Source organism: Ruegeria conchae, from assembly GCF_000192475.1.
In the GTDB taxonomy this organism is placed as follows: Bacteria; Pseudomonadota; Alphaproteobacteria; order Rhodobacterales; family Rhodobacteraceae; genus Ruegeria; species Ruegeria conchae.
The window spans coordinates 258772-282177 of sequence record NZ_AEYW01000022.1 but is presented as its reverse complement, the minus strand read 5'-3'; the positions used below and the strand labels follow the sequence as shown (position 1 = coordinate 282177).

The 23406-nt window shown below is 54.0% G+C and carries 27 protein-coding genes, 1 tRNA gene, 1 pseudogene and 1 riboswitch; of the genes and pseudogenes, 14 read left to right on the top strand and 15 right to left on the bottom strand.

Annotated features, from left to right (window positions below):
* Positions 1-3: 3 nt before the first annotated feature.
* The 6 genes and pseudogenes from G7G_RS0119575 to G7G_RS0119555 all read right to left on the bottom strand — a co-directional run bounded on the left by G7G_RS0119575 (position 4) and on the right by G7G_RS0119555 (position 5899).
* Entirely contained in the window at positions 4-1248 is a 1245-nt protein-coding gene (locus G7G_RS0119575; RefSeq protein ID WP_010443160.1) for an FAD-binding domain-containing protein, read from the bottom strand.
* Positions 1245-1376, bottom strand: coding sequence for a DUF2256 domain-containing protein (locus G7G_RS24020; RefSeq protein ID WP_238528841.1), 132 nt, complete (start codon positions 1374-1376; stop codon positions 1245-1247). The genes G7G_RS0119575 and G7G_RS24020 overlap by 4 nt, the downstream gene beginning before the upstream one ends.
* Before the next feature lie 2 nt (positions 1377-1378).
* The gene (locus tag G7G_RS0119565) at positions 1379-2893 is read right to left on the bottom strand and encodes an FAD-binding domain-containing protein (protein WP_010443158.1); all 1515 of its coding nucleotides are present in this window, start codon (positions 2891-2893) and stop codon (positions 1379-1381) included.
* 924 nt (positions 2894-3817) lie between these two features.
* Positions 3818-4201 (bottom strand): thiol-disulfide oxidoreductase DCC family protein, encoded by a 384-nt coding sequence (locus G7G_RS25020; RefSeq protein WP_202945043.1) that lies wholly within the window; start codon positions 4199-4201, stop codon positions 3818-3820.
* Positions 4167-4697, bottom strand: a pseudogene (locus G7G_RS0119560) (AarF/UbiB family protein); the annotation flags it as partial. The gene G7G_RS25020 and the pseudogene G7G_RS0119560, both read right to left, overlap by 35 nt.
* 83 nt (positions 4698-4780) lie before the next feature.
* On the bottom strand, positions 4781-5899 hold the full coding sequence (locus tag G7G_RS0119555; RefSeq protein WP_010443155.1) for a pyridoxal phosphate-dependent aminotransferase: 1119 nt from the start codon (positions 5897-5899) through the stop codon (positions 4781-4783).
* Positions 5900-5940: 41 nt separating this feature from the next.
* Between G7G_RS0119555 and G7G_RS0119550 the strand changes: the two genes are divergently transcribed.
* A complete protein-coding gene (locus G7G_RS0119550; protein ID WP_010443154.1) occupies positions 5941-6696 on the top strand; it encodes an N-acyl homoserine lactonase family protein in 756 nt (251 codons plus the stop codon).
* A 48-nt stretch (positions 6697-6744) separates the two neighbouring features.
* Here the strand turns inward: G7G_RS0119550 and G7G_RS0119545 are convergent, their stop codons facing one another.
* Both G7G_RS0119545 and G7G_RS0119540 read right to left on the bottom strand, forming a co-directional pair.
* Positions 6745-7473 carry an SDR family NAD(P)-dependent oxidoreductase gene (locus tag G7G_RS0119545; RefSeq protein WP_010443153.1) on the bottom strand — a complete coding sequence of 243 codons (729 nt, stop codon included), beginning with the start codon at positions 7471-7473 and terminating at the stop codon, positions 6745-6747.
* A 392-nt stretch (positions 7474-7865) separates the two neighbouring features.
* Entirely contained in the window at positions 7866-8081 is a 216-nt protein-coding gene (locus tag G7G_RS0119540; protein ID WP_147437046.1) for a hypothetical protein, read from the bottom strand.
* 10 nt (positions 8082-8091) lie between these two features.
* Here G7G_RS0119540 and G7G_RS25015 point away from each other — a divergent pair, with 10 nt between their 5' ends.
* The 5 genes from G7G_RS25015 (at position 8092) to G7G_RS0119520 (ending at position 11439) form a co-directional block, all read left to right on the top strand.
* Positions 8092-8301, top strand: coding sequence for a HupE/UreJ family protein (locus G7G_RS25015; RefSeq protein ID WP_083829033.1), 210 nt, complete (start codon positions 8092-8094; stop codon positions 8299-8301).
* Positions 8302-8771: 470 nt separating this feature from the next.
* A complete protein-coding gene (locus tag G7G_RS0119535) occupies positions 8772-9017 on the top strand; it encodes a hypothetical protein (RefSeq protein WP_010443151.1) in 246 nt (81 codons plus the stop codon).
* Between the two features lie 484 nt (positions 9018-9501).
* Entirely contained in the window at positions 9502-10059 is a 558-nt protein-coding gene (locus G7G_RS24770; RefSeq protein ID WP_010443150.1) for an exonuclease domain-containing protein, read from the top strand.
* The gene (locus tag G7G_RS24765; RefSeq protein ID WP_238528843.1) at positions 9975-10520 is read left to right on the top strand and encodes a hypothetical protein; all 546 of its coding nucleotides are present in this window, start codon (positions 9975-9977) and stop codon (positions 10518-10520) included. The genes G7G_RS24770 and G7G_RS24765 overlap by 85 nt, the downstream gene beginning before the upstream one ends.
* A 373-nt stretch (positions 10521-10893) precedes the next feature.
* Complete coding sequence (locus G7G_RS0119520) at positions 10894-11439, top strand: RNA 2'-phosphotransferase (protein ID WP_010443148.1); 546 nt, start codon at positions 10894-10896, stop codon at positions 11437-11439.
* A gap of 177 nt (positions 11440-11616) precedes the next feature.
* Here the strand turns inward: G7G_RS0119520 and G7G_RS0119515 are convergent.
* A tRNA-Lys gene (locus tag G7G_RS0119515) sits at positions 11617-11692 on the bottom strand.
* A 211-nt stretch (positions 11693-11903) separates the two neighbouring features.
* Here G7G_RS0119515 and dapF point away from each other — a divergent pair.
* Both dapF and mtaB read left to right on the top strand, forming a co-directional pair.
* Positions 11904-12746, top strand: coding sequence for a diaminopimelate epimerase (gene dapF / locus G7G_RS0119510; RefSeq protein WP_010443147.1), 843 nt, complete (start codon positions 11904-11906; stop codon positions 12744-12746).
* Positions 12743-14026, top strand: coding sequence for a tRNA (N(6)-L-threonylcarbamoyladenosine(37)-C(2))-methylthiotransferase MtaB (mtaB, locus tag G7G_RS0119505; protein ID WP_010443146.1), 1284 nt, complete (start codon positions 12743-12745; stop codon positions 14024-14026). The genes dapF and mtaB overlap by 4 nt, the downstream gene beginning before the upstream one ends.
* Here the strand turns inward: mtaB and G7G_RS0119500 are convergent.
* The 4 genes from G7G_RS0119500 to petA form a co-directional block, all read right to left on the bottom strand.
* Positions 14017-14478, bottom strand: coding sequence for a cupin domain-containing protein (locus G7G_RS0119500; RefSeq protein ID WP_010443145.1), 462 nt, complete (start codon positions 14476-14478; stop codon positions 14017-14019). The two genes, mtaB and G7G_RS0119500, sit on opposite strands and share 10 nt — an antisense overlap.
* Before the next feature lie 129 nt (positions 14479-14607).
* Positions 14608-15396: a cytochrome c1 gene (locus G7G_RS0119495; protein ID WP_010443144.1), complete on the bottom strand. Its 789-nt coding sequence runs from the start codon at positions 15394-15396 to the stop codon at positions 14608-14610.
* Positions 15397-15413: 17 nt separating this feature from the next.
* Positions 15414-16745, bottom strand: a complete 1332-nt coding sequence (gene petB, locus G7G_RS0119490; protein ID WP_010443143.1) for a cytochrome b — start codon at positions 16743-16745, stop codon at positions 15414-15416.
* A 14-nt stretch (positions 16746-16759) separates the two neighbouring features.
* Positions 16760-17344 carry a ubiquinol-cytochrome c reductase iron-sulfur subunit gene (gene petA / locus G7G_RS0119485; RefSeq protein WP_010443142.1) on the bottom strand — a complete coding sequence of 195 codons (585 nt, stop codon included), beginning with the start codon at positions 17342-17344 and terminating at the stop codon, positions 16760-16762.
* 487 nt (positions 17345-17831) lie between these two features.
* Here petA and G7G_RS0119480 point away from each other — a divergent pair, with 487 nt between their 5' ends.
* A complete protein-coding gene (locus G7G_RS0119480) occupies positions 17832-18278 on the top strand; it encodes a c-type cytochrome (RefSeq protein WP_010443141.1) in 447 nt (148 codons plus the stop codon).
* A 12-nt stretch (positions 18279-18290) separates the two neighbouring features.
* On the opposite strand, the gene G7G_RS0119475 is transcribed toward G7G_RS0119480, so the two are convergent.
* Entirely contained in the window at positions 18291-18911 is a 621-nt protein-coding gene (locus G7G_RS0119475; RefSeq protein ID WP_010443140.1) for an FMN-binding negative transcriptional regulator, read from the bottom strand.
* 55 nt (positions 18912-18966) lie between these two features.
* Positions 18967-19113, top strand: a riboswitch (FMN riboswitch).
* 72 nt (positions 19114-19185) lie between these two features.
* Here G7G_RS0119475 and G7G_RS0119470 point away from each other — a divergent pair.
* From G7G_RS0119470 to cobO, 5 genes are all read left to right on the top strand, one after another.
* On the top strand, positions 19186-19626 hold the full coding sequence (locus G7G_RS0119470; RefSeq protein WP_010443139.1) for a 6,7-dimethyl-8-ribityllumazine synthase: 441 nt from the start codon (positions 19186-19188) through the stop codon (positions 19624-19626).
* A 90-nt stretch (positions 19627-19716) separates the two neighbouring features.
* On the top strand, positions 19717-20817 hold the full coding sequence (gene aroC, locus G7G_RS0119465; RefSeq protein ID WP_010443138.1) for a chorismate synthase: 1101 nt from the start codon (positions 19717-19719) through the stop codon (positions 20815-20817).
* Complete coding sequence (locus tag G7G_RS0119460; protein WP_010443137.1) at positions 20801-21463, top strand: HD domain-containing protein; 663 nt, start codon at positions 20801-20803, stop codon at positions 21461-21463. Before aroC ends, G7G_RS0119460 begins: the two co-directional genes overlap by 17 nt.
* A 52-nt stretch (positions 21464-21515) precedes the next feature.
* Positions 21516-22451, top strand: a complete 936-nt coding sequence (locus G7G_RS0119455) for a DMT family transporter (RefSeq protein ID WP_010443136.1) — start codon at positions 21516-21518, stop codon at positions 22449-22451.
* A 58-nt stretch (positions 22452-22509) separates the two neighbouring features.
* Positions 22510-23109, top strand: a complete 600-nt coding sequence (gene cobO / locus G7G_RS0119450; protein WP_010443135.1) for a cob(I)yrinic acid a,c-diamide adenosyltransferase — start codon at positions 22510-22512, stop codon at positions 23107-23109.
* Here cobO and G7G_RS0119445 read toward each other — a convergent pair.
* Entirely contained in the window at positions 23106-23315 is a 210-nt protein-coding gene (locus tag G7G_RS0119445) for a hypothetical protein (RefSeq protein WP_010443134.1), read from the bottom strand. The two genes, cobO and G7G_RS0119445, sit on opposite strands and share 4 nt — an antisense overlap.
* Positions 23316-23406 lie beyond the last annotated feature (91 nt).

Sequence of the window (23406 nt, the reverse complement as noted above, 5' to 3'; positions counted from 1 at the left end):
GGGTTAAAGTCTTCGTTGGAAGGGCAGGTTCAATTGATCCAAGAGCAATGGGATCTTCTTTCGAAGGCCGAAGTATCCGGCCCTTGCATGAGGCCACGTTATCGCGTCGTACGGCCGCATTATCCTGATCAATGATAGACCTGCATCTCTCAATAAGGGTTCCACACGATCCAATCGTGACCGAGTGGGGCCAACAGGCGAGTAGGCTGTTGCAATGGTCGTGACACCCGCATTTCGCGCTGCCTCGATCAGCGGACCACACCAGTCGTCGGCCGATTTTGCGGGTTTTTCGTAGGGTTCAAGGGCGCTGCTGATCGCGCCCTTGGCAAAGTCTTTTGCGGCGTCTCCCATCGGGTTTGGAGACCGGCCATGCGTCGCTAAAAGCCCGATCGCGGTAGCAGGCGATGTCGGCATTACGCTTTCACCTGACAGATCATCCTCCGTCAACAGCAACAGATAAGGACAGTCTGGGGGTGAGCGCGGGCTCGAAAGAGGAATGAGCGGGTGATCTACTTGCTCGGTCAACGGTTCTGCAAATTTGGCGAGGCCTTTTGGTTGAAACCGTCCTTCAGTGTATTTGGCAATATTGTCAGGTCGCGCGAGGTAGGTTTTGCCTTTCGTGTGCAATCCGCCAACCCACCGCCAGCTCAGCGTGTTCGATGAGGGATCGCCATCCAGCAAGTGTCGCAAAAAGAAATCTGCCCCAAGCTGCCACGGTAAACGAAGCGTAAAAATCCAAATTGAAGCAAACCACATGCGCGTATGATTATGAAGGTAGCCAGTCGCCACCAGTTCCTGAGCCCAATGATCAAAACAGTCGATGCCTGTATTGCCCTTAACGGCTTCATTGAAGCGGATCTCTAGGTCTTCGTCACTTGCTAGCCGCTCACAAGCGCTCAACAAGTCCCGCTGATATAGTGCCCAGACGCTGGGCCTTTGTTCCAGCCAGCCCTTGAAGTACGTGCGCCAAAACACTTCTTGCACGAACTTTTCTGCCACGTTGAAACCATGCGCGGCCAGTACCGTTGCCAGAACCTCTTTCTCCGTTATCAAACGGTGGCGCAGCCACGGCGACAAAGCTGATACATTGCAGCGTCGCTCGGTCCCAAAATCGTAGTTCCGCGTACTTGTATATCGCCGCCCAGTGCGGCCAACGAACTGCTTCAGCCTTTCCAGACCAGTGGTACGTGTAGGTTTGAAGCTGATTGTTTCTTTCGCTTTCGCGAGTTCTAGAAATTTCTCGGTCATGCAGCCGACCTGCATTTTTTTGAGCAGTATTTCACTTCATCCCAAACGCTTTCCCATTTCTTGCGCCAGGTGAAAGGGCGCTGACAGACCGGGCAGATTTTTTGCGGCAAATCGACTTTCTTCCGCATTTTCATGACTGCTCCCCAAAAGGTAAGTCGAGTTGCTTTTGACCTTGAGACGCCCGCGGGCCTCTGCGAGCATTCGGTCTTGTCTTTCGGCTTGCGTGTTTTGTCGCGATGGCTCGTGCATTGGTGCGAAACTCCGCACTTCGGCGTACGCCCCAAACCCGCTCGCGCGCGGCCTTGGCTGCCGTGAGATGGTCAAAAACGGGCTCTGGATAGAGCTTTCCAAGGATTTGCTTCGCGTTTTGAGCTTTCCAGGGTTCGTGGATGTGCTGATCCGCGATTTGGCGTAACTCCGGCACCCATGTCCGAATGAACAACCCTTTTGGATCCTGATCATGGCCCTGCTTAACCGGATTATAAATCCGCACAGTATTGATGCCGGTAGTGCCTGATTGCATCTGTACCTGGTTCCAGTGAATGCCTGGTTCGTAGTCAGTAAACATGCGCGCTAAATGCTCCCCCGGGGCCCACCAATCCAGCCAGAGATGATAACTCGCCGTGGCCATCACCATTCCGCGCATCCGAAAATTGAGCCAGCCGGTCGCTTGCAACGACCGCATGCATGCGTCGAAAAATGGATACCCGGTTTCGCCGTTGGACCAAGCAGCCAAGAGTTCAGCATCTGGTGCCGTGGGACGAAGACCGTCGTATAGCCGATGCAGGTTTTCAAACTCAATCCGAGGTTCATCCTCAAGTTTCTGAATAAAATGGCAATGCCAATGCAATCGGCCCGAGAACGAGCGAAGCGATTTGCGCCATTCCCTTGCATGCGGTGGCAATCTGCGTCTTTGCTTTTCAGTAGCTTGCGAAACCTCGCGCATCGAAAGCGCCCCCCAAGCCAGGTAGGGCGATAGCCGCGAACACGCAACGGCCCCCTCCAACGGGCTGGACATTTCGCGTTGGTATCTTTTGCCACGGTGGATCAAAAAGCTGTTCAACCGTTCCAAACCCGCAGTTCGCCCACCGGCTTGACGACTCGTACATGAATCGTTCCCCAAGCCGAGGTCGCGCCCCGTGGGAATATATCCTGGTTCTATGCTGATATGCTCTAGCGCAACTGGTGAAGAAATGGGAAGAGCCATAAATCTATCCCAACGTTCCGCCCAGCCGTCACGGGATTTGAGCCTGCGAAAAACGCCATGGTTCTGCACTTCGTGCCACCGCACAGTATGATTCCTGCACCATGCAGCGACCTGGCGATCCCGCTGATACGTCCATCTGTTTCCTGTTTCCTCGTGTGACCAAAGGACGTCAATTAGACCACGGTCTTTCAACTCGGAAAGGACCGACACAATTTGCCCGGTGCGAACAACAAGTGGCTGGCCCAGTTTCCCGAGCTCTTTTCGTAAACCAGCGATTGTCTCAGCAACAAAGTCCCACTGCCGTTTTGAAGCGTCGCCTTGCTGCCAAAGCTCTGGTTCAACCACGTAGAGTGGCAGAACTGGCCCGACCTCAGACGCTTGCGCTATTGCCGGATGATCATTTATCCGTAAATCCCGTTTGAACCAAACAACCTGCACGACACCTCCGTTCTTCAAGTATTGTACGTGTGGCCGCAAAGAATGGATCTTTGTTCCAAACTCCTCTCCATTCCGCTGTCGACGCAGCCTTTGCACCGGCGCTATCGGCCTTTGGCACTCGAAGTTTGGAAGTTTCCGCGAACTCACTGATGAGCGTTTGGCCTGAAGAAGGAGACCTAGGCGAAAGTGACATAGTTGTTGAAGACTCTGAGCCCAAAAACACCATGCCCAGAACCGGATGGCCCAGCTTTATTTTGTTCGAATTCTGATTTCTAAGTACAGGTTAAGAAAAAGACCACCACAACGATCTGTATGCCACCATGCACCTCTGGCACCATTGGCGGCGAACCCCAGAACATCCGCCCCCAAAGCACCGTTGGTGGGAGAAAGCTAAATTTAAACCGAACCATCCAGTTTGCGTATCGAAATCGGTAATCTAGGCTCATGCAGCATATAGCCTCGCCGATCATTCGATACGAAAACCACTGAATTTTCTGCCATAGTCATTCTTTTGTGCCGGCGATTTTTAAGTACTCTTCGGCAATCATCGATGTAACTACAAACCTCACGCCTCATTCGACATATTTGCCGGTACGCCTGCAATTCCAGCGAAGCTGCCGTTAAGTCTGAATTGCAGCATCCCAAGTTGCGACTTCATAGCGCATCTGTGCGCCACAGCTGCCCCCTCTTTTCTTTGGTTTTTGCGCTAGCTCTTACAAATGTACCGGCGATACCCAAGAGGTATGGGCGAACAAAATGTACAAAACGGATAATGCTGACGTTGCACTCAATTCTAATGACACCGATCAATCCCTTACTACGGTATACGAAGCGTGAATAAGGCGCAAATGTTGCCAAGTACGGATTCGAGAACGTTATTGACGGGCTAATCCCGCCTTTGGAAATAGCCATAGTCTAGGTTGATCATGTTGACGAACTCGTCCTGTTAACTGGCTTCGCTCCAAAGCAAGACGCGATGCTCGAAAGCGTCGACCTTAAGGGCAGGAAAACCCGGTATGCAAGTTCTAGCAGAGGCGTTACCCCCGGTAAGCCTGCCACGCGTGCCAACCAACGCCATTTGGGTAAAGCACCCCAGAGTTCCGCGAACCCGCGCGCACCGGACACAAGTTTTCCATCTGGTCGGCGCACAGTGAATCGATTCATCGCTTCTTGTCGCGTTAGATTTGGACCAACACGAGCATTGGGTTCTGAAACGTCGACAAACCGCAGGTGTTCAGCGCCCTGGCAAGAAGCATAATGCCCGATCTCAACGGAGCAAATCTGAGATGCGAACCAGAGCAGCAACATTGGCGACATCGCTGTCGATACTGCGCGCGATACCGGGATATTGCATTTTGATCGCCACATCGCGCCCGTCTTTAATAGTTGCACGATGTACTTGCCCTATGCTTGCAGCCGCTACAGGCCTAACATTGAAAGCTTTGAAGGATTTTCGCCAATCTGGACCCCAGGCTCGATTCAAGACATCACGCAATTGTTTAGGCGGCATGAAATGCGCCTGATCTCGTAAACGCGCCATGATGTCAGCCAGTTCAGACGGCAAGACCTCACCTGCATCCATCGAAATCAACTGACCCACCTTCATCGCGGCCCCTCGCATACGCGCAAGCTGATCCGCGATTCGTGTCACGTTGCCGGGTGTCATCAACAAACCACGCATATCGGGTCGCGCACCGCGACCGATCTCTCTTAGGGCGCGTGCTGCCATGTTCCCCGCAATGCCTGCCGTCATGCTGCTCAAACCGGCAAAGCTTCCAGCACATGGCGGGTGAACTTGCACCATCAAGACGCTCAATGTCAGCTTTGATCGGGCAGCACTTTTTGACCGGCGTTGCAGGCCGAGAAGCCGAAATGAGTGTCCTAAATCTACCAGTTCGCCAATAGTTCGCCCATGCGCTCTAGGCCAAGGTCGAGGTTGGCAGCAGTACCTCCCCCCACGCCCAGTCGGATGTGGTTCTGCATCCCGTAAGACGAACCCGGTAAAAGAAATGTCCGATAGGGATCGGCGAGCAAGCGTTTGGCGAAAACGTCGCCATCAATCCCATCGAGCAGTGCCAAACCAATCAATCCAGCCTGAGGTTTGACCCAATCGAGGCGGGGTTGATCGGCAGCAAACCGATCCAGGCGTTCCAGCGTTTCCATCCCAGTTGCCCGTGCAGTTTTTATAGCCTGATTATATCGGCCAGGCCTTAGGGCGATTTCGGCGATGACTTCACCGAGAATATTCATAATTTCGCTCGAGTTTTCCCGCAGAATAATAGCGTCCCAAATCAGATCTGGATCACGGCATATCATCCACCCGGTGCGTAGCCCCTGGAGCCCCAGTGCCTTGGAAACGCTGCCCGTCGTGATACCCCTAGGATACAAACCGGCAATCGAAGGGGCGCGGGATCCGACCCACTCCAATCCTGCATAAACCTCGTCAACAACCAGCCATGCGCCGACACGATCTGCGATTTGGGCAAGCCTTTCCAGCTCTGCTTGTTTCATCAACTGCCCGGTGGGGTTATTGGGGTTGGTTATAAAGATAAGCCGCGTGCGTTCTGTTACTGCAGCCTCAACTTTGTCGAGCGGCAATACCCAACCAGCACTCTCTTCACGGTCGACAACTCTTAGTGTCGCTCCAACCGCCTCTGCCAAGACGCCCGCTTGTGGCCAACCCGGGCGTTCCGTTACGACTTCGTCGCCCGGTTGGACCAATTGCATGAATGCAAGATAATTGGCTTCTGCAGCGCCGGCGGTGATCAGAACGTCGTCTGGCTTGCAAACATCAGACAAGCCGGCGCGGTCCAAGACATGTCGTCGTAAAGCAGGCAGACCCCGAAAGCTCATTTGGTTCCAATCCAACGGCAGCGCTGGATCCAGCGCATCCATGAACTCACCCAAACGCGGCGACTCGGACAAGGAAAACCCAACGAAAGCTTCTGGATCCGTTTCTGTGGTATCCAGTAGGTACTGAAAGAGTGTGTGTATCTTGACTTTCATGCTCTACTCTAAATCTTTTTAGTCAATCAGGGAGATAGTCTGTGCAAGCAGAGGGATTTGTCAAAGGGCGACCGATTGACCTTGCGGTTTTGGACTACGGGCTGTTCAAGGTCCATTCCACTGGCCGTATCATAGGTATCTGCGGGTTTCTGATCCGGACAGATTTAGGAGAGGCAATACTCATCGACACTGGATTTCCTGAAAAATACGCGATTGATACCGACGCCGCAGTCAAAGAAGATCGATTGTTCGAGTTTGGCAAGGTTCTGAAGTGCGAACCAGATAATCTGCCACGCGCACAGCTGGCAAAACTCGGACTCGTTCCGTCGAATATTACGTTGCAAATTTGTACGCACACCCATATCGACCACATCGGCGCTTTGGGCGACTTTCCAAGCAGTCCAATTCTTATCTCTTCTGCGGAGCGAGCCTTACCTCGCCCCTTGTATTGGGGCGACATGCGGCCTTTGGAATGGCCCGATCAGGATTATCTCTTGGTTGATGGCGACGTAGAGATTGGGCCGGGTATCTTCGTTTTGAAGGCACCCGGTCATGCGCCTGGCCAGATCGCGATAATGGTCGATCTTCCGTCGGGGGCGATTTTATTAACCAGTGATGCGATTTCCCGACCAGCAGAAATCGACGAGAAGTTTGCCGGGTCTTGGGACGAAGATGCAGCGATTGCCAGCGCAGACAGGTTGATGCGTCTAGCATCCGAGCGAGATGCCTTTGTAATCTATGGGCATTGTCCAAAGCAGTGGCCTGTTCTGAAAAAAGCACCAGGAGTCTACAGATGATCCCACCCCGTGAACCATTTTCCATAAATACAACGGTGCGCCTAGGAGTTATCTGACGTCGCGTCCTTGGTTCAGAATAATCACATTCCCACTGGAAACATCACCGGCCGGCGAAATTAGAAAACCGACCCAAGACGCGATTTGCTCAGGTAGCATCGCGCGACCATGCGGCATGGCACTAACGGCTTTCTCCAAGACTTCCTCAGTTAATACACTGAACAATGGTGTCTCAGTCATGGCAGGAGCCAGAGAATTCACACAGATCTTTTCCTGTGCGTATCGACGGGCGAGATCTTTCGTAAGAGTATCCAACGCCGCTTTTGACGCCCGGTAGTGCGGAGGGTCGAACACATCGAAATTGTAAGCTCCGTTCGATGAGATATTTACAATCTTTTTGATGCCTTCGCGTTCCAACATCAACTGAACCGCCTGCTGGCAACAGTGGAACGCGGAGTTGAAGTTGATTGTCATCTGCTGTTCGAGTTCTTCGGGCGGAATGTGCGGGAAGTCAGACATGTAGCAGGTGCCCGCGTTGTTTATCAAAGCATCCAGACCGCCATACTCTGACCTAATTCCATCAAACGTATGAGCGGTAGCAATGGGATCTGTTAAGTCAACGCAGATAGGCGTGAAATCCGAACCCAGTTCTGCCGCAAGTTCGTCTAGTCGCTCTTCACTGAGGTCCAGCCCAATTACATGAAACCCATTTGTCCGCAATTGGCGACAGATGGCCTGACCCATCCTTCCCGCAGCGCCGGTCACAACCGCTGTTTTCATAATCACTCCTCCAACCATGGCCATATCTGGGGTACTGCGAGCTAAAAAATTCGCAACCCTTTCATCCGAAAGCGGTGAAAGTCAATTCTCTTCGAATTCGGTGCACGTCCGTTGAGGGCTCAAGCTCGATTTCGCAAAGTCCACTTTCCGCGCGTTTCTAACATTTTTCTGCCAGGATGCTGCGTAGTAGCGAACTGGAGCTTCGTCCGCATTGCGGTCGTTCGCTGCAACTTGCTTGAACGTCTACTTTGCGGACGAAGCGGACCTTGATGGTCACAGACTGAACGTCGGCTTCTGGCATTGTTGCGTGAGCTGTTTCTACGGGGCAATTAAAAACTGGCTGTCCGTTTCGAGCAAACTTACAATGCCCGGCAACTTTCTTGTTCTATCTTCTACTTTCTGACAAGAATTGCATGTTCCCGCTCTATAACCTTTTCCCAATCGCCTTGTGCTTTCAGACCGGTCGAAGAGTCTCCCATTAGCGAAGTAACCATCAATCTACCACGCGCTTTCGCTTCTTCTTTCGAAAACCCGGCCTGTTCAAACATCCAGGCGGCGAACTGGAATCGTTTGCCGATGGTTCTTTGATACGCTTCTCTTACCTTCACCTCCCCAAATATCTGGCAAAACCTACTTGCCTTCAATCTTGGCGTCGAGCTTGGCCAAGTCGCCATTATTCTTGCGCTCTGGCCTGCCTTGATAATGTGTCGGCGCGTGAACTCGAGCTTGTGGATGTACCTACGTGTGGGCTTGGCCGGTGGATGTGCGGCTATCGCTTGCTATTGGACCTTTAAGCGAGTTGCCGAGGTTTATTCCACGTTGGCTTAAGGTCATTGCGATGGCGCGTGCCGTGATGGTCGCCTGGGAGAAAAGCGGACATTCGGCTGTTCCGCAGCATAAGACAGATTGGGCTAAGTGCAGCCATTCGCTGCGATCCGTCTGACTGACCTCTTCGCGGACAAAGCCGTCATTTACCGTCTATACGAGCGTTGTTAAGCTGTCATCCATGTGGCGTTCCATGCAACACCAGCGCCCAATTTCTATTGTTTGCGGGGGTGAGGCTATTTCCATCCCTTCCCGAGACGCAACACTTGCCTACTTTGCGAATTCAACTGCGGCTGCTGGAATTTCGGGCAATCTACTCTTTTTCATGTTCTGGGTGCCTGGCATTTTGCATCGCGGTTGCGTGCGTTGTGGATTTTTTAGAAACAGCTTGTTTCGAATATATTAATTGTCAAATTTGATCCGGTGAACGACGTCAAACGTAAGCCCTATATCGAAACAAATGGGGGCTAAAAATGAAAAAGCTTTTCGTACTTTCCACTACCGCGCTCATCGCGTTCACTGCACCTGCCATGGCTAACGGTAATTCCGATGCCGCGAAAAATATGGCGGACACTCTTTCCAGTACGCCGGGAATTGGAGCTGCCGCACCGTCGGTCAGTGGTAAAAACGCTATCGATGGTATCAAGAGTGATAGCGGTTGGGGCAACGCCGGCAGTCGTGTGGTTTCGGGACAGCAAGTCTCTCGCGGAAAGAAATAATAAACCACCCTCGTGTACCGAACCTAGTTGGGCACAAGTTATCATTTTTGGAGGGCGCCGTTCAAATGATCGGCGTCCTTACTTTGCTTTTTGTGTCGCGTCTCAGTTGGAATAATCCGCAATCCGCATCTGGTCGGCTTGACTATGATGCTAGGCAAATCCGCCGCCTCTGAAGAGCTTGTTCTTGAGTTCAAAGGCGCGATAGCAATAATTTCTCAGACGATGCAAAGCTGTCGTTAGCCAACCCGCGCGCTTGATGCTATGCAGTCCGCAGAAATGGACACTAGACGTTTCAGCAAAGACACGGATACTTCAAAGCTCAAATGGATGGCTGTGTAATTTCGTGCCTAGTAAGCCGCAGTTCATTCAAGTGTGGTCAGGAATACGTGGGCCATAACGACTGGCAGGTACATGGGTTATCGTTGAAACGCAGGAAACAAGATCCTTTTAGCGTCTCCGTGCTCTGGGTGAACAGTTTCAGAACATGGGTTTTGTGTTCTATGATTTCGAAACGACAGGAGTTTCAGTCGCATTCGACCAACCGCTTCAGTTCGCTGCGGTTCTCACAGACGAAAGACTTAATGAAGTCGAACGGGTCGAACTGCGGTGTCGATTGGCACCACATGTTATTCCTTCTCCGTACGCATTGATCGTAACTGGTATTTGTCACGAACAGCTTGTTGACCCGGATCTACCGGAGCTCTTTGAGTTTACTCAGGCCATTATGGATTGTTTGACGCGATGGTCGCCCGCTACGTGGGTTGGCTATAATTCCATCAGATTTGATGAAGAAGTCCTAAGCCAAGCATTCTATCAAAATCTCCAACCGAAGATCTATGCCACACAATTGAACGGCAACAAGAGATTGGACATTCTCACGGCGGTCTATGCAGTATGGTGTCGCAGCCGAAGCTTGTTAAACTGGCCGATTGACGACAAAGGCCGACCGGTTTTTAGTTGGACCGTTTGGCCCCTGAGAACGGGTTCGACAGTCATGATGCGCATGACGCGCTCGGTGACGTTGAAGCCACGCTGCACCTAGCACGCAAAATCGCTTTTGGTGATCCGGAACTTTGGTCGAGCCTACTTGAAAACCGCGACAAAAAGCGTGTCTTAGATAAGCTCAGCAACTTCCAACCATTTGAGCTTGTTTCGCGGTTTGGCGGAGGACCTCCTGAGCCCTACATCGGCTGCTTTTGCGGAGTTTCCCCAAGCAATCCTTCGGTGGCGGCTTTTTTAGACCTCGTGAAGGCTGATCCATCTGAACTTATTGAGGCCAGCGATACGACGATCCTTCGAGCAATCAACGGTTCACCGAATGTAATCCGCAGGTTCGCCGGAAGCTCCAAACCCAAGAAAGATCCGACACATTCAATCGTCAGATGGTTCAATGCCTGTGTAATTTCTTTCGCTTCCATGGATCTGAAACTACTCGAGTATCGACTCAACCATCAAGCAAGTATGCTTCACAAATATTGTGCCTCTTGGTTGTTTCCATGCTGAACCAAGAAGAAACTCTTATGCTGTGAATGCTGGAAGTTTGCCCTGAAAGCCCGGCTTTTGAGCCCCGTCGGGGCAATGATTGAAAAACCGCCCTCAACCCCTCGCGTTGCAGTGTCGTACTAGACCCGAGCTTTTCTGGCACCGACAGACAGGCCTAGTGATCTGAAAGGCATGATTGATGAGCCGTTCTGATGGCGTAGATGCGTTCCAGCCATCGGTAATGCTGAGCTTGTTCACTTCACTGAAGACCGGTCGAAATCCAATCACAGCGAAAAGCCAAATTCGCGCTAATGCGTGAAACTACCTATTCAATTCCTAACTGACAAGCTTCGTGGTAAAAGCCAATCAATCCAGTATCTGAAGCAATTCATCAATGAGCAGAGAAAGCAAGTTTTTGAGCCTGGTGCTTCGGCACAAGCCTGAGGAGATCGGTCTTCAGCTCGATAAGCATGGGTGGGTTCGTGTTGATGAACTCTTGCGGAAGCTGAAGAAAGCCAATCGCAAGCTTAGCCGCGACGAACTCATTCAGCTTGTCGAAAACAACGATAAGAAGCGCTTCACTCTGTCCGAGGATGGCTTGCGGATCAGGGCAGCTCAAGGTCACTCAATTGATGTGGATCTGGGTCTGGAGCCTCAATGTCCACCTGACGAACTATACCACAGTACAGCCAGCGCAAATCTTGATGCAATATTCTCCGAGGGCTTAATTTCTGGGCGTCGCCACCAGGTTCATCTATCTTTGGATCCAGACACAGCCAAGCGCGTTGGCCAACGACACGGCAAACCTGTTGTGCTACGCGTCGAGGCACAACGAATGTTCAACGACGGTTTTGAGTTTTTACGCGCTGACAACGGTGTCTGGCTCACAGCCAAGGTTCCAGCAACCTATTTGGGATTTGGTTCGACTGCAGAACAATAACTAAGCCCATCTATACCGGACTCGTTGAGTAGGGGTAGTTATTCAACCAGATCTACGGGCATTGAGCTTCCTATTGCGCATACGAGACACATGATGCAGAGCTCAGAATTTATCCCGCAACAGGGATAAACCTCTGTCAAAAGAGACAAACTTCGTGTCATCTTTCATTGAACACAGTGGTGAGCCGTGCAGGATTCGAACCTGCGACCCACTGATTAAAAGTCAGTTGCTCTACCAACTGAGCTAACGGCCCACTCTTTTGTTGGATCTCGATGATCCGTGGCGCTCTGTAAGGTATTTACCCAACCGGGTTCAAGACCTAAATTTGCACCTCGGCACGCTTTTGTCTGATGTCAGTCCAGCGCCCCGATAGGCGGCCTAATTAGGCAGGTGGCGCTGGGGGGTCAACCCCTATTTTGTGGAATCTTTAGGACAGGCTGGATTCATTTTGTCGCCGGGGTTATATGCCCGCAATGCAAACCCTAAACGATACCGGATTGCCCATTATGAAGATGCACGGGCTGGGCAATGACTTTGTCGTTGTGGATGCGCGCGCGCATACGATTCCGATCACACCCAAGATGGCCAGGGGAATTGGACATCGGCAGTTTGGCGTGGGTTTCGACCAGCTCGCGGTGATCGAAAGCGGAGATGCAGATGCGCATCTGGTGTTCTACAACGCCGATGGGTCGACCTCGGCAGCCTGTGGCAACGCAACGCGATGTATTGCCAGGTTCTTGCTGGATGAAACTGGCAGATCGGATCTGACTCTCACGACAGAACGCGGCACTCTGCAGGCACGGGACGCAGGAAATGGCCTGACATCAGTCAACATGGGCCAACCTCAGCTTCTTTGGAATGAGATTCCCCTGACCGAAGAAATGGACACGCTTGAACTCCCCATCGAAGGGGGGCCAACAGCAACCGGAATGGGTAATCCGCATTGCACTTTCTTTGTCGACGATGCGGAGGCGATCCCTCTCGAAGATTTCGGTGCGCGTTATGAACACCATCCGCTCTATCCTGAACGTACCAACGTGCAGGTAGCACAGATCGCAGGGCCAGACAAAATCCGCATGCGCGTCTGGGAGCGCGGTGTTGGGATCACCTTGGCTTCGGGGTCATCATCCTGTGCCACTGCCGTCGCAGCGGCCCGGCGTGGACTTACCGGGCGCCAGGTACAAGTTGATCTTGACGGTGGGACTATATGGATCGACTGGCGCGATGATGGCGTCTGGATGACGGGGCCAACAGTCCACGTTTTTTCGGGTACGCTCACGCCGGAATTTCTGAGGTCTCTGGAATGAATCCGCCCAAGTTCAGTACTCTGGGTTGCCGCCTGAACGCCTACGAGACCGAGGCGATGAAAGAGCTGTCACAGCTGGCGGGCCTTAGCGATGCGGTGATCGTAAACACTTGTGCGGTGACTGCTGAGGCCGTGCGCAAGGCGCGGCAGGAAATTCGCAAGCTGCGGCGGGAAAATCCCGACGCTCGCCTGATTGTCACCGGCTGTGCCGCGCAGACTGAGCCAGAGACATTCGCGCGCATGGATGAGGTCGACGCGGTAATCGGAAACACCGAAAAGATGCGGCCCGAAACCTGGAAAGGAATGGCTGCTGATTTCATCGGTCAGACCGAAGCCGTGCAGGTAGATGACATCATGTCTGTTACCGAAACGGCGGGCCATCTGATCGACGGTTTTGGCACCCGCTCACGCGCCTACGTACAGGTCCAGAACGGGTGCGACCATCGGTGTACTTTCTGCATCATCCCCTATGGCCGCGGAAACTCTCGCAGCGTCCCTGCAGGCGTCGTGGTGGACCAGATCAAGCGGCTGGTCGATAGGGGCTATAACGAAGTTGTCCTGACCGGAGTTGACCTGACCTCATGGGGCGCGGACCTGCCTGCGCAACCCAAGTTTGGTGATCTGGTCATGCGCATCCTGAAACTGGTGCCGGACCTTCAGCGCCTGCGGATCAGTTCGATCGACTCGATCGAGGTGGACGAGAATCTGATGCAAGCTATTGCGACCGAACCGCGCCTGATGCCGCATCTGCATCTGTCGCTACAGCATGGTGATGATCTGATCCTGAAGCGCATGAAACGTCGCCACCTGCGCGATGATGCCATCCGCTTTACGGAAGAGGCTCGTAAGTTGCGCCCGGATATGACATTTGGGGCCGATATCATCGCAGGCTTCCCGACAGAGTCCGAAGACCATTTCGAGAATTCTCTAAAACTGGTCAACGACTGCGACCTGACCTGGCTGCATGTGTTTCCTTATTCAAAACGCGAAGGAACTCCCGCTGCTCGCATTCCACAGCAGGTGAACGGAAACGTAATCAAGGAGCGGGCCGCCCGCTTACGCGCTGCCGGGGATGCCAAGGTTGCGAAGCATCTTTCAGAACAGGTTGGAAGGCATCACAACATACTGATGGAAAACCCTCATATGGGGCGGACGGAACAGTTCACCGAAGTCACTTTTGCGCAGCCTCAAATTGAAGGGCAGATCGTGCGCGGGGTGATCACAGGCACATCAGGTACGCAGTTGCAGGCCCAACCCTGTGCTCAGGTCAGTCAAAGATAGACGACACCGAATTCCCGCTCGATCAACTCAAAGTCCTGTTCGCCAATCTCGTTCTGCCGGGAGGTTTCGGCCATGAACGCTTCGACGCGGTCGCCGGGGAAAATGTAGCTGATCATACGCACATCCTGATCGCTATTGTTTTTCATATAGTGGGAAACTCCGCGCGGGCAGTGAATGGTATCCCCTGCGCCGGTGCTGACCCACGTGTCACCAATCTTCGCATCAACCGTGCCTTGAAGAATGTGAAACGTCTGATCCTCCCATTTATGGTAATGATCGGGCACCGCGCCTCCTGGAGCCATAACGCCGTCCGAGATTACGTATTCTCCGTCGGTGGCCTCTTTGCCCACAACAACTCCGACATACTCATTCGGGGCCATCATGTATTTCTTGCTGCCATCCCAATGCTGAATGACAACCTGTTTACGTGTGGCTTCGATTTTGTCTGCCATCGATAAGCTCCTTCGGAATTTCTGTATTCGCTATCTGGGAACTCGTGGCCTGAATTCTAGTAGGCACCAAAGAAGAAACCCCGCAACCGAAAGGTGCGGGGGTCCTTTAATAGACAATCCGGTTGGATATTAGTCCTTGCGGATCTTGCCCTTGTGGGGCGCCCACAGGCGCTTGTTCACCAGATAAAGCAGCACAGACAGAACCGTCAGGAACAGAACACCGACGAACCCGGCATTCTTGCGGCCCATCATCTTTGGCTCAGCGGTCCACATCAGGAAGGCCGCAACGTCTTCCGACATGGCTTCAACCGTTGCTGGATGACCATCTGCGAATTCGACCTGATCCTCGGCCAATGGCGGTGCCATCGAGATCCAGCCACCCGGGAAGGCCTTGTTCTCATAAAGAACCGTGCCCGCCTCTTCCTTCTCTTCGCCGGTATAGCCGTCAAGCAATGATGCGATATATTCCGCACCACCCATGCCTTTGACCAGTTGGTTAATCCCCAGGCCGTATGGGCCATGGAATCCGGCACGGGCCTTCGCCATCAAGCTCAGGTCCGGTGCGCCAACGCCAGTATTGGCCGGGAAGTGGTCGGTCGGGATTGCCGGGCGGAAATCGTCCAGCTCGGGATCAAACACTTCGAAATTATCGGCCGCATAGGTGATGACCTGTTCTTCCGAATATCCCAGATCCTCAAGCGTCCGCAGCGGTATGTATTGCAGACCATGGCACGCCGCGCAGACCTCGGTGTAGATCTGCAGACCGCGCTGAAGCTGGTTCTGATCCCAGGTGCCAAACGGACCTTCGAACGAAAAGTCAAAGTCCTCGATGTGCTGCTCACCGCCACCTGCCGCAAAGGTCGAGGCGGGCGCAAGGGCCAGAGCAAACGCGGCACCGATTGCAAGTTTCTTGAACATGATTCCGGTCCCTCTTCTTACTCGGCCGGCGTGGCGTCGGCGTCAGCCTTGCCATAATGCGCGTTGAAGTCTTCTTCGATGGTTTCCGGCTGTGCCAGAGGTTTCTCGATCACACCAAGGATCGGCAGGATCACGAAGAAATATGCGAACCAGTAGGCGGACGCGATCAGCGAGAAGGTCGCATAGGGTTCTTCCGCGGGCATCGCACCCAGCCACATCAGGGCAAAGAAGTCGATGACCAGCAGGTAGAACCACCATTTGAACATCGGGCGGTATTTGCCCGAACGCACGGTCGATGTGTCCAGCCAAGGTGCCAGAGCCATTGCAAGGATCGCACCGAACATCGCCAGAACACCGAAGAACTTGGCATCGATGATGCCGCCGGTGATGAAGCTGGCGAACTGAACGACCCAGACCTCGCCGGTGAACGCACGCAGAATCGCGTAGAACGGCAGGAAGTACCATTCAGGAACGATGTGCGCAGGTGTGACCAGCGGGTTGGCTTCGATGTAGTTATCCGGGTGGCCCAGATAGTTCGGCATGTAACCCACGATGGCCCAGAACACGACCAGAATGACGGCCAGAGCGAACAGGTCCTTGATCACGAAATAGGGCCAGAACGGCAGCGTGTCTTTCTCGGCCTCGGCTTTCGAACCACGGCGTACTTCAACACCCGTAGGGTTGTTGTTGCCAGTGGTGTGGAAGGCCCAGATATGCACGATGACCAGCGCTGCGATAACGAAAGGCAGCAGGTAGTGCAGAGAGAAGAAACGGTTCAGCGTGGCGTTGTCCACCGCAGGTCCGCCCAGCAGCCAGGTCTGAATCGCGTCACCCACAAACGGGATCGCTCCAAACAGGCCGGTGATCACGGTCGCACCCCAGAAGGACATCTGGCCCCAGGGCAGAACGTAACCCATGAAGGCAGTGCCCATCATCATCAGGTAGATCAGCATACCGATGATCCACGTGATCTCACGCGGGGCTTTGTACGAGCCGTAGAACAGGCCGCGGAAAATGTGAATGTAGACCGCAACAAAGAACAGAGACGCGCCGTTCATGTGCAGATACCGCAGCATATAGCCGCCATTCACGTTGCGCATGATGTGTTCGATGCTGGCAAAGGCCAGATCGACATGCGGGGTATAGTGCATCACCAGAACGATACCGGTGACGATTTGCAGCGCCAGACAGAACGTCAGAACGATACCCCAAATCCACATCCAGTTCAGGTTCTTTGGGGTCGGGATCATCAGGGTATCATACAGCAGGCCGACAATCGGCAGGCGGCTGTTCAGCCACTTTTCGCCGCTTGTCTTCGGCTCGTAATGATCGTGGGGAATTCCGGACATAAGTTGGGTCTCCCTTAGCCGAGTTTGATTGTGCTGTTGTCCACCCATTCAGCGGGTGGGACAGGCAGGTTCTCGGGCGCGGGGCCCTTACGGATACGGCCGGCCAGATCGTAGTGCGAACCGTGGCAGGGGCAGAACCAGCCGCCGAAATCACCGGCATCGCCCAGCGGCACACATCCAAGGTGAGTACAGACGCCCATCTGAACGATCCATGCACCCGGCGCTTCGCCTTCGGGCGACGGCATGACGCGGTTGGCGTCAGTTGCCGGTGCATCGGCTGCAATATTGAAGTTACGCGCCAGCGGATCAGGCAGAGCATCCACGCCTTCGGCGTCCTGCTCTTTGGCTTCCTGGATCTCGGCACCAGTTCGGTGACGGATGAAAACAGGTTTGCCCAACCACTTCACGGTCAGCTGCGTGCCCGTCTCAACCCCGCTGACGTCAACACGGATCGAGGACAGCGCCTGAACGTCTGCCGAGGGATTCATTTGATTTACCAGGGGCCAAACGGCAGCCCCCGTCGCAACGACACCTGCGCCGCCAGCGACGTAGTACAGAAAATCTCTGCGGGTGCCTTCGTGGTCTTCAGCGTGGGACACGAGGTTATCTCCGAATTGTCTGGCGCCCGCGAACGGGCATATAGCTCGCGCACCGCATGAACTGCGGCGTCTTAAAGGGGGTATCTATCGGGGAGAATAGAGTTCGTCCAGCGCTCTTAAACGCGCAATACGCCGCATCTAAGCAATCATGTCACGGTGAAAGGGTAAAATTTCAATATCAAATGTAGATTTTAGTCTTCTGGGCAGCCACTAGGTCCGGCGGTCATGTGGTGTGATTCGGGGCTGGCCTGCGGATTGGCGCATCCGGGTTTATCCACCTTGACTCCCTCTTAAGATCGTCGAAATGACACTGAATTTGCCAGAGTTTTGCCACGATATTTTCCAAGTTAACGCGAACATGATGAGATTAAATTGTTAATTTAAAATAGATATTTCAAAGATATAGCAGAATATCCAATTCCGATTGCACTCATTGTAGGAATACGCGAAAGGCCGAAGGAAATCACCAAGTAGCCGGAGAATTCCAATGCCAAAAATTGCCGTAACTGCGTGTCTTTTTACGATTCTGACTACAGCACAAGCGATTGCTGCCGGAGACCCCGCAAAAGGCGAGCAACTCTATAACCGATGTTCATCCTGCCACGCGATCATCAAAGATGGCGAAGTTTTGGTTAAAGGCGGAATCACGGGGCCGAATCTCTATGGCGTGGTTGGTCGCGTGGCCGGGACTGAAAACGACTATCTGAACGGAAGCGAGCGTCTGCCCATTGGCATGTTTACCGATGACATGATCCGTGCCGGGCAAGAAGGGCTGGTATGGACCGAAGAAAACATCGCCGCCTATTCACAAGACCCCATCGACTTCATCAAACAGTATCTGAATGATGAAACCGCCCGCCCGAATATGAGCGTGAAGCTAAAGAAAGGAGCGGATCACATAGCCGCCTATCTCGCCACCTTCACTACTCAGTAAACTAGGTGATTTTTAAATTTTGGCCTCGCGCATAAGCGAGGCCAATGTCCCGACCTCAGCCCCAATCCCAGCAGATTGGACGTGATCAGCGGCGCGTTGGCGCGCAACGTCGGGCTTGTTCTGGTTAAGTTTCCAAGTGCCATCTATGTCCGATACCGTCAGTCGGCATGGCACGATCATCCGCATCATCCGATCCAGCGCATCTGGTGTCATCTTCGACGCCAGCCATGGAGGCTTAGGCAACAGGCGATTCTCGAAATCAGCAGCCTGTCGATCCAGCAGGCCTCGCAACTCTTCCACGGGGCGCATCTCAAGCACGCCGGTCAGATGCACCGCAACATAGTTCCAGGTCGGGACCTGATCATCGACGCCATACCAATCAGGCGAGATGTACCCATCAGGCCCTGAAACGGCGATCCGCACAGATTGCGGCTGCTTCAATGCACGAACGATCGGGTTTGACCGCACCAGATGCAGATCCGCCCATCCGGCATCTTCGCTCAGCAGGAATGGAACGTGGCTCAGCAACGGAGCTTCTTGTGTCGAGACCGCCAGAACGCCAAAGGCGCGCTCTCGGGCAAAATCGATATGACGCGCACACGCCTCGTTGCGAAAGGCAGGGTTAGGATGCATTTAGGTCCTCCGTCCAATTTCTCTTGCAGAACCAGTATCGAATTGGCAAGGTCCACCTCGTTCTCAGGGCGGGGCGAAATTCCCCACCGGCGGTATGCGGGCTCGACCCGTAAGCCCGCGAGCGGCCCCGACCTTCGGGGTGTCAGCAGATCTGGTGAGAGGCCAGAGCCGACGGTTACAGTCCGGATGAAAGAGAACGTGCAGCACGCCGGTAATGCGGTGTGCCCGCTCGTGATCGCCTTGGGTGAAGTGTCTGTTTGCTAAGGAGATCATGATGACACACACCCGCTATTCTTTCGTCAAAGCCAATTGGCATTCTGATATCGTGGATCGCGCCCTTGATGGGTTCTTGCAACTCATCCCCGCCGAACAGGTCGATATATTTGACGTCCACGGCGCGTTTGAAATGCCTTTGATTGCCCGCGATCTGGCTCAAACCGGTCAATACGCAGCCATAGCCTGTGCAGCCTTTGTAGTAGATGGGGGCATATACCGGCACGATTTTGTTGCTCAGGCCGTGGTTGATGGTTTGATGCGCGCCGGTATGGATACCGGTGTCCCTGTGCTGTCGGTCTCGCTGACGCCGCATCAATATCAGGAAACCGATCATCACAACGCCATCTACCGCGAGCACTTTGTGCAAAAAGGGCGCGAAGCCGCACAGGCGGCCCTAAAGGTCACCGAAACCCGCACGCACATCGCTGCTGCGGCCTGACAGCTAGCGGTCGGGGTCACCCTCGACCGCAAATCCGCTTGAGGCCAAGCCCCGCGCCCGCTAATCACGTTCCGCAAAGGAGCACTCCCCATGTCGATGAACAGCTTTGGACACCTCTTCCGAGTCACCACCTGGGGTGAAAGTCACGGCCCTGCATTGGGGGCCACCGTCGACGGCTGCCCACCGGGTGTGCAAATCAATGAGACTATGATCCAGCACTGGCTGGACAAGCGCAAACCAGGGCAGAACAAGTTTACGACCCAGCGACGCGAGCCCGATCAGGTCAAAATTCTGTCCGGTGTTTTCGAAGGCCAGACCACCGGCACGCCTGTACAATTGATGATCGAGAACACCGATCAGCGCTCGAAAGACTACGGCGACATCATGGACAAGTTCCGCCCTGGTCACGCTGATATTACCTACTGGCAGAAATACGGTATTCGCGATTATCGCGGTGGCGGCCGAAGCTCGGCTCGGGAAACGGCATCGCGCGTCGCCGCCGGAGGATTAGCGCGCGAAGCAATCAGGCAGATCGCCCCGAATGTGCAGATCACCGGTTATATGACGCAGATCGGCCCGCACAAAATCGACCGTGCCAATTTCGACTGGTCGCAGATCGAACAAAACCCGTTCTGGACACCGGACGCTAAATCTGCCGAGGATTGGGCGGTCTATCTCGATGATCTGCGCAAGTCCGGAAACTCGGTCGGCGCGGTAGTTGAGGTCGTGGCGCGTGGCGTCCCTGCGGGGCTGGGCGCACCAATATACGCAAAGTTAGACACTGATCTGGCCGCTGCCATGATGTCGATCAACGCCGTAAAAGGCGTCGAGATTGGCGAGGGTATGGCGGCAGCAGAACTGACCGGCGAAGCCAACGCTGATGAAATCTTTATGGGTCAGAACGGCCCGCAATACAGCTCGAACCATGCAGGTGGCATTTTGGGCGGCATTTCCACCGGGCAGGACGTCGTCGTGCGGTTTGCGGTCAAGCCGACCTCGTCGATCTTGACCACTCGCAAAACCATCACCAAATCCGGTGAAGAGACCGAGATCATTACCAAAGGACGCCACGATCCCTGCGTTGGCATCCGCGCCGTGCCGGTGGGTGAGGCGATGATGGCCTGTGTAATCCTCGATCACTTGCTTCTACATCGCGGCCAGATCGGCGAGAACCGTGGACGGATTGGCTGATCATCGCGCGGCGCTTCGGGCGGTCGTCACGCAGCGAATGCTGACCGATCCAGCGCATGATCTGGCGCATCTGGATCGGGTTTGGTTAATCGCTCAGACTATTGCTGACCAGCGCACCAACCAGCGTGTATTGCTCGCCGCCTGTTATCTGCATGATCTGATCAATCTGCCCAAGGACGATCCCAACCGGCATCTGGCGTCGCAACAATCGGCCACTGAATCAGAGCCTATTCTTGCAGAACTTGGCTTTGCGGCTTCGGAAATTTGCAACACGCAACACGCCATTGCTGCGCACAGCTACTCCGCCAACATCCCTCCTGAATCGCCCGAGGCATGTATCCTGCGGGATGCGGATCGACTGGACGCACTTGGCGCGATCGGGATTGCCCGCACCTTCGCCGTGTCGGGAGCGTTGGGGCGGGCGTTATATGATATCGCCGATCCCTTCGCCGAAGACCGCGTCTTGGATGATCAGAAATTTGCAATTGACCATTGGAAGACCAAGCTGCTGAATCTGCCAGCTGAAATGGTGACTGATGGCGGACGTGATTTAGCGCACAAGCGGGTTACTCAAATGCTCGGGTTTCTTGAGATATTCTCGGAAGAAATCGGGCACCCACTCCCAATCAACTGGAAATCTGTCTGATTGGTACAATCCCATCGTTGATCTTTTGCGCGCGAAAGCGCAGGTTCGCGCCATGGCGAAATCCTTAACATCGCATCGTCCGGCATTAGCCGTGGCGCTGAAACTCAGTGCGCTGGTGCTGTTCACAGTAATGTCCGCCTTGGTCAAGGCGCTGTCGGATGATTTCCCTCCGGGCGAAATGGTGTTTTTCCGCTCGCTCTTCGCCATTCCGGTCATCATTGCTTGGTTGTCATGGCGCGGAGAGCTGACGCAAGGTTTCATCGTAAAGAAGCCCATGGGCCATTTCTGGCGCGGTGTATTGGGCACGTCGGCCATGGGGTTGACCTTTACCGGACTTAGCCTGCTGCCTTTGCCCGAGGTCACGGCCATCGGCTATGCCACCCCTATCTTCACGCTGATCATGGCCGCAATCATGTTGGGTGAACGGATACGAATGATCCGCATCGGCGCCGTTGCGCTTGGTCTTGTCGGCGTTCTGATCATGATCTGGCCGCGCCTGGGCTCGGGTACTGCTGAAACCGCCGCAATGATCGGCGCGCTCTGTGTATTGGCGGCTACTGTCGCGCGCGCTTTTGTTCAGATACACATTCGGCAACTTGTGCAGGTGGATCATCCAGCTGCGATTGTGTTCTACTTTTCGCTCACGGCAACTTTGCTTTCAAGCCTATCGGTGTTTTGGGGCTGGGTTGTCCCAAGCTGGGAACAAGCTGCATTGCTGGTCACAATGGGCTTGATCGGCGGAGTGGCGCAGATTCTCGTGACATCCTCGTACAAATTCGGCCAAGCCTCAATGTTGGCGCCTTACGATTATACGACGATGCTGTTTGCCATCATCATCGGTTATATCTGGTTTGATGAGCTTCCGACCCTGGTGATGCTGGGCGGCGCGACGCTGGTGATTGCCGGCAATGTCGTAGTCATCCTACGCGAACGCCAACTTGGACTCGATCGGACCAAGGCGCGGTCTGTAACCGACCCCAAAGCGTGACTTTACCTTTTGCAAACTTCCCCTAGTTTAGGGCGCGATACTCCCATGAGGTTTCCCAATGAGCGACGCACAAAACCACAAAGAAAAAATGCAAGAGGTGCAGGCGAAGCACCGCAAAAAAGTCTCGGAAGCGGTTGATCCCGGTCGGGGATTGGTGCTGATCAACACCGGCAAGGGCAAGGGCAAGTCCTCGGCCGCATTTGGTGTAGTAATTCGCGCCTTGGGTTGGGGTCAGAAAGTGGCTGTGGTTCAGTTCATCAAAGGCAAATGGAAGACGGGTGAGCGCAGGTTCTTTGAAGAGCGTGATCTGGTCACCTGGCACACAATGGGCGAAGGCTTCACCTGGGATACGCAAGACCGCGAACGTGACATTGCTGCCGCGACGGCAGCCTTTGGCAAGGCGTGTGATCTGATGAAAAGCGGCGACTATGATCTTGTTGTTTTGGACGAGATCAATATCGCGCTGCGCTATGAATACCTTTCAGTAGAGACTGTTATTGACGGTCTTAAGGCCCGTTCGGACAAAACCAGCGTATTCCTGACAGGCCGGGATGCACCCCAAGCTTTGCGCGAATATGCGGATCTGGTGACCGAGATGACCGAAGAGAAGCATCCGTTTCAGGCCGGTATCAAAGCCCAGCGGGGTGTGGATTTCTAAACCCGCACTTCCCCTTCATTCAGCGCGCGCAGTGATGCGCGCCTGACAGGCTCAGGTGTCACGACGGGGTGTTCCTCGAGCTTGCGACAACGTTCGGCATCACAGGTCTTGTGATCAAGATAAGCGGCGACATCTGAGGTCAGCGCATCGCAATCACATGACGCGCAACAGGGATCGCCCATCAATTCTTCGAAACGTTCGCGCAATCGCAGCCTCTTTGTGGTCGTTTCCGGGGCGATGGCAGGCCTTCACATCTGCACAAGCTGAGCCTACAGATCGCCCCAGAACCTGGAGCTT

Coding starts and splice junctions, on each gene's coding strand:
- G7G_RS0119575 (WP_010443160.1), bottom strand. CDS start 1,248: ATGACCGAGAAATTTCTAGAACTCGCGAAAGCGAAAGAAACAATCAGC.
- G7G_RS24020 (WP_238528841.1), bottom strand. CDS start 1,376: ATGCGGAAGAAAGTCGATTTGCCGCAAAAAATCTGCCCGGTCTGTCAG.
- G7G_RS25020 (WP_202945043.1), bottom strand. CDS start 4,201: ATGTTGCTGCTCTGGTTCGCATCTCAGATTTGCTCCGTTGAGATCGGG.
- G7G_RS0119555 (WP_010443155.1), bottom strand. CDS start 5,899: ATGAAAGTCAAGATACACACACTCTTTCAGTACCTACTGGATACCACA.
- G7G_RS0119545 (WP_010443153.1), bottom strand. CDS start 7,473: ATGAAAACAGCGGTTGTGACCGGCGCTGCGGGAAGGATGGGTCAGGCC.
- G7G_RS0119535 (WP_010443151.1), top strand. CDS start 8,772: ATGAAAAAGCTTTTCGTACTTTCCACTACCGCGCTCATCGCGTTCACT.
- G7G_RS24770 (WP_010443150.1), top strand. CDS start 9,502: ATGGGTTTTGTGTTCTATGATTTCGAAACGACAGGAGTTTCAGTCGCA.
- G7G_RS0119520 (WP_010443148.1), top strand. CDS start 10,894: ATGAGCAGAGAAAGCAAGTTTTTGAGCCTGGTGCTTCGGCACAAGCCT.
- dapF (WP_010443147.1), top strand. CDS start 11,904: ATGCCCGCAATGCAAACCCTAAACGATACCGGATTGCCCATTATGAAG.
- mtaB (WP_010443146.1), top strand. CDS start 12,743: ATGAATCCGCCCAAGTTCAGTACTCTGGGTTGCCGCCTGAACGCCTAC.
- G7G_RS0119500 (WP_010443145.1), bottom strand. CDS start 14,478: ATGGCAGACAAAATCGAAGCCACACGTAAACAGGTTGTCATTCAGCAT.
- G7G_RS0119495 (WP_010443144.1), bottom strand. CDS start 15,396: ATGTTCAAGAAACTTGCAATCGGTGCCGCGTTTGCTCTGGCCCTTGCG.
- petB (WP_010443143.1), bottom strand. CDS start 16,745: ATGTCCGGAATTCCCCACGATCATTACGAGCCGAAGACAAGCGGCGAA.
- G7G_RS0119480 (WP_010443141.1), top strand. CDS start 17,832: ATGCCAAAAATTGCCGTAACTGCGTGTCTTTTTACGATTCTGACTACA.
- G7G_RS0119475 (WP_010443140.1), bottom strand. CDS start 18,911: ATGCATCCTAACCCTGCCTTTCGCAACGAGGCGTGTGCGCGTCATATC.
- G7G_RS0119470 (WP_010443139.1), top strand. CDS start 19,186: ATGACACACACCCGCTATTCTTTCGTCAAAGCCAATTGGCATTCTGAT.
- aroC (WP_010443138.1), top strand. CDS start 19,717: ATGTCGATGAACAGCTTTGGACACCTCTTCCGAGTCACCACCTGGGGT.
- G7G_RS0119455 (WP_010443136.1), top strand. CDS start 21,516: ATGGCGAAATCCTTAACATCGCATCGTCCGGCATTAGCCGTGGCGCTG.
- cobO (WP_010443135.1), top strand. CDS start 22,510: ATGAGCGACGCACAAAACCACAAAGAAAAAATGCAAGAGGTGCAGGCG.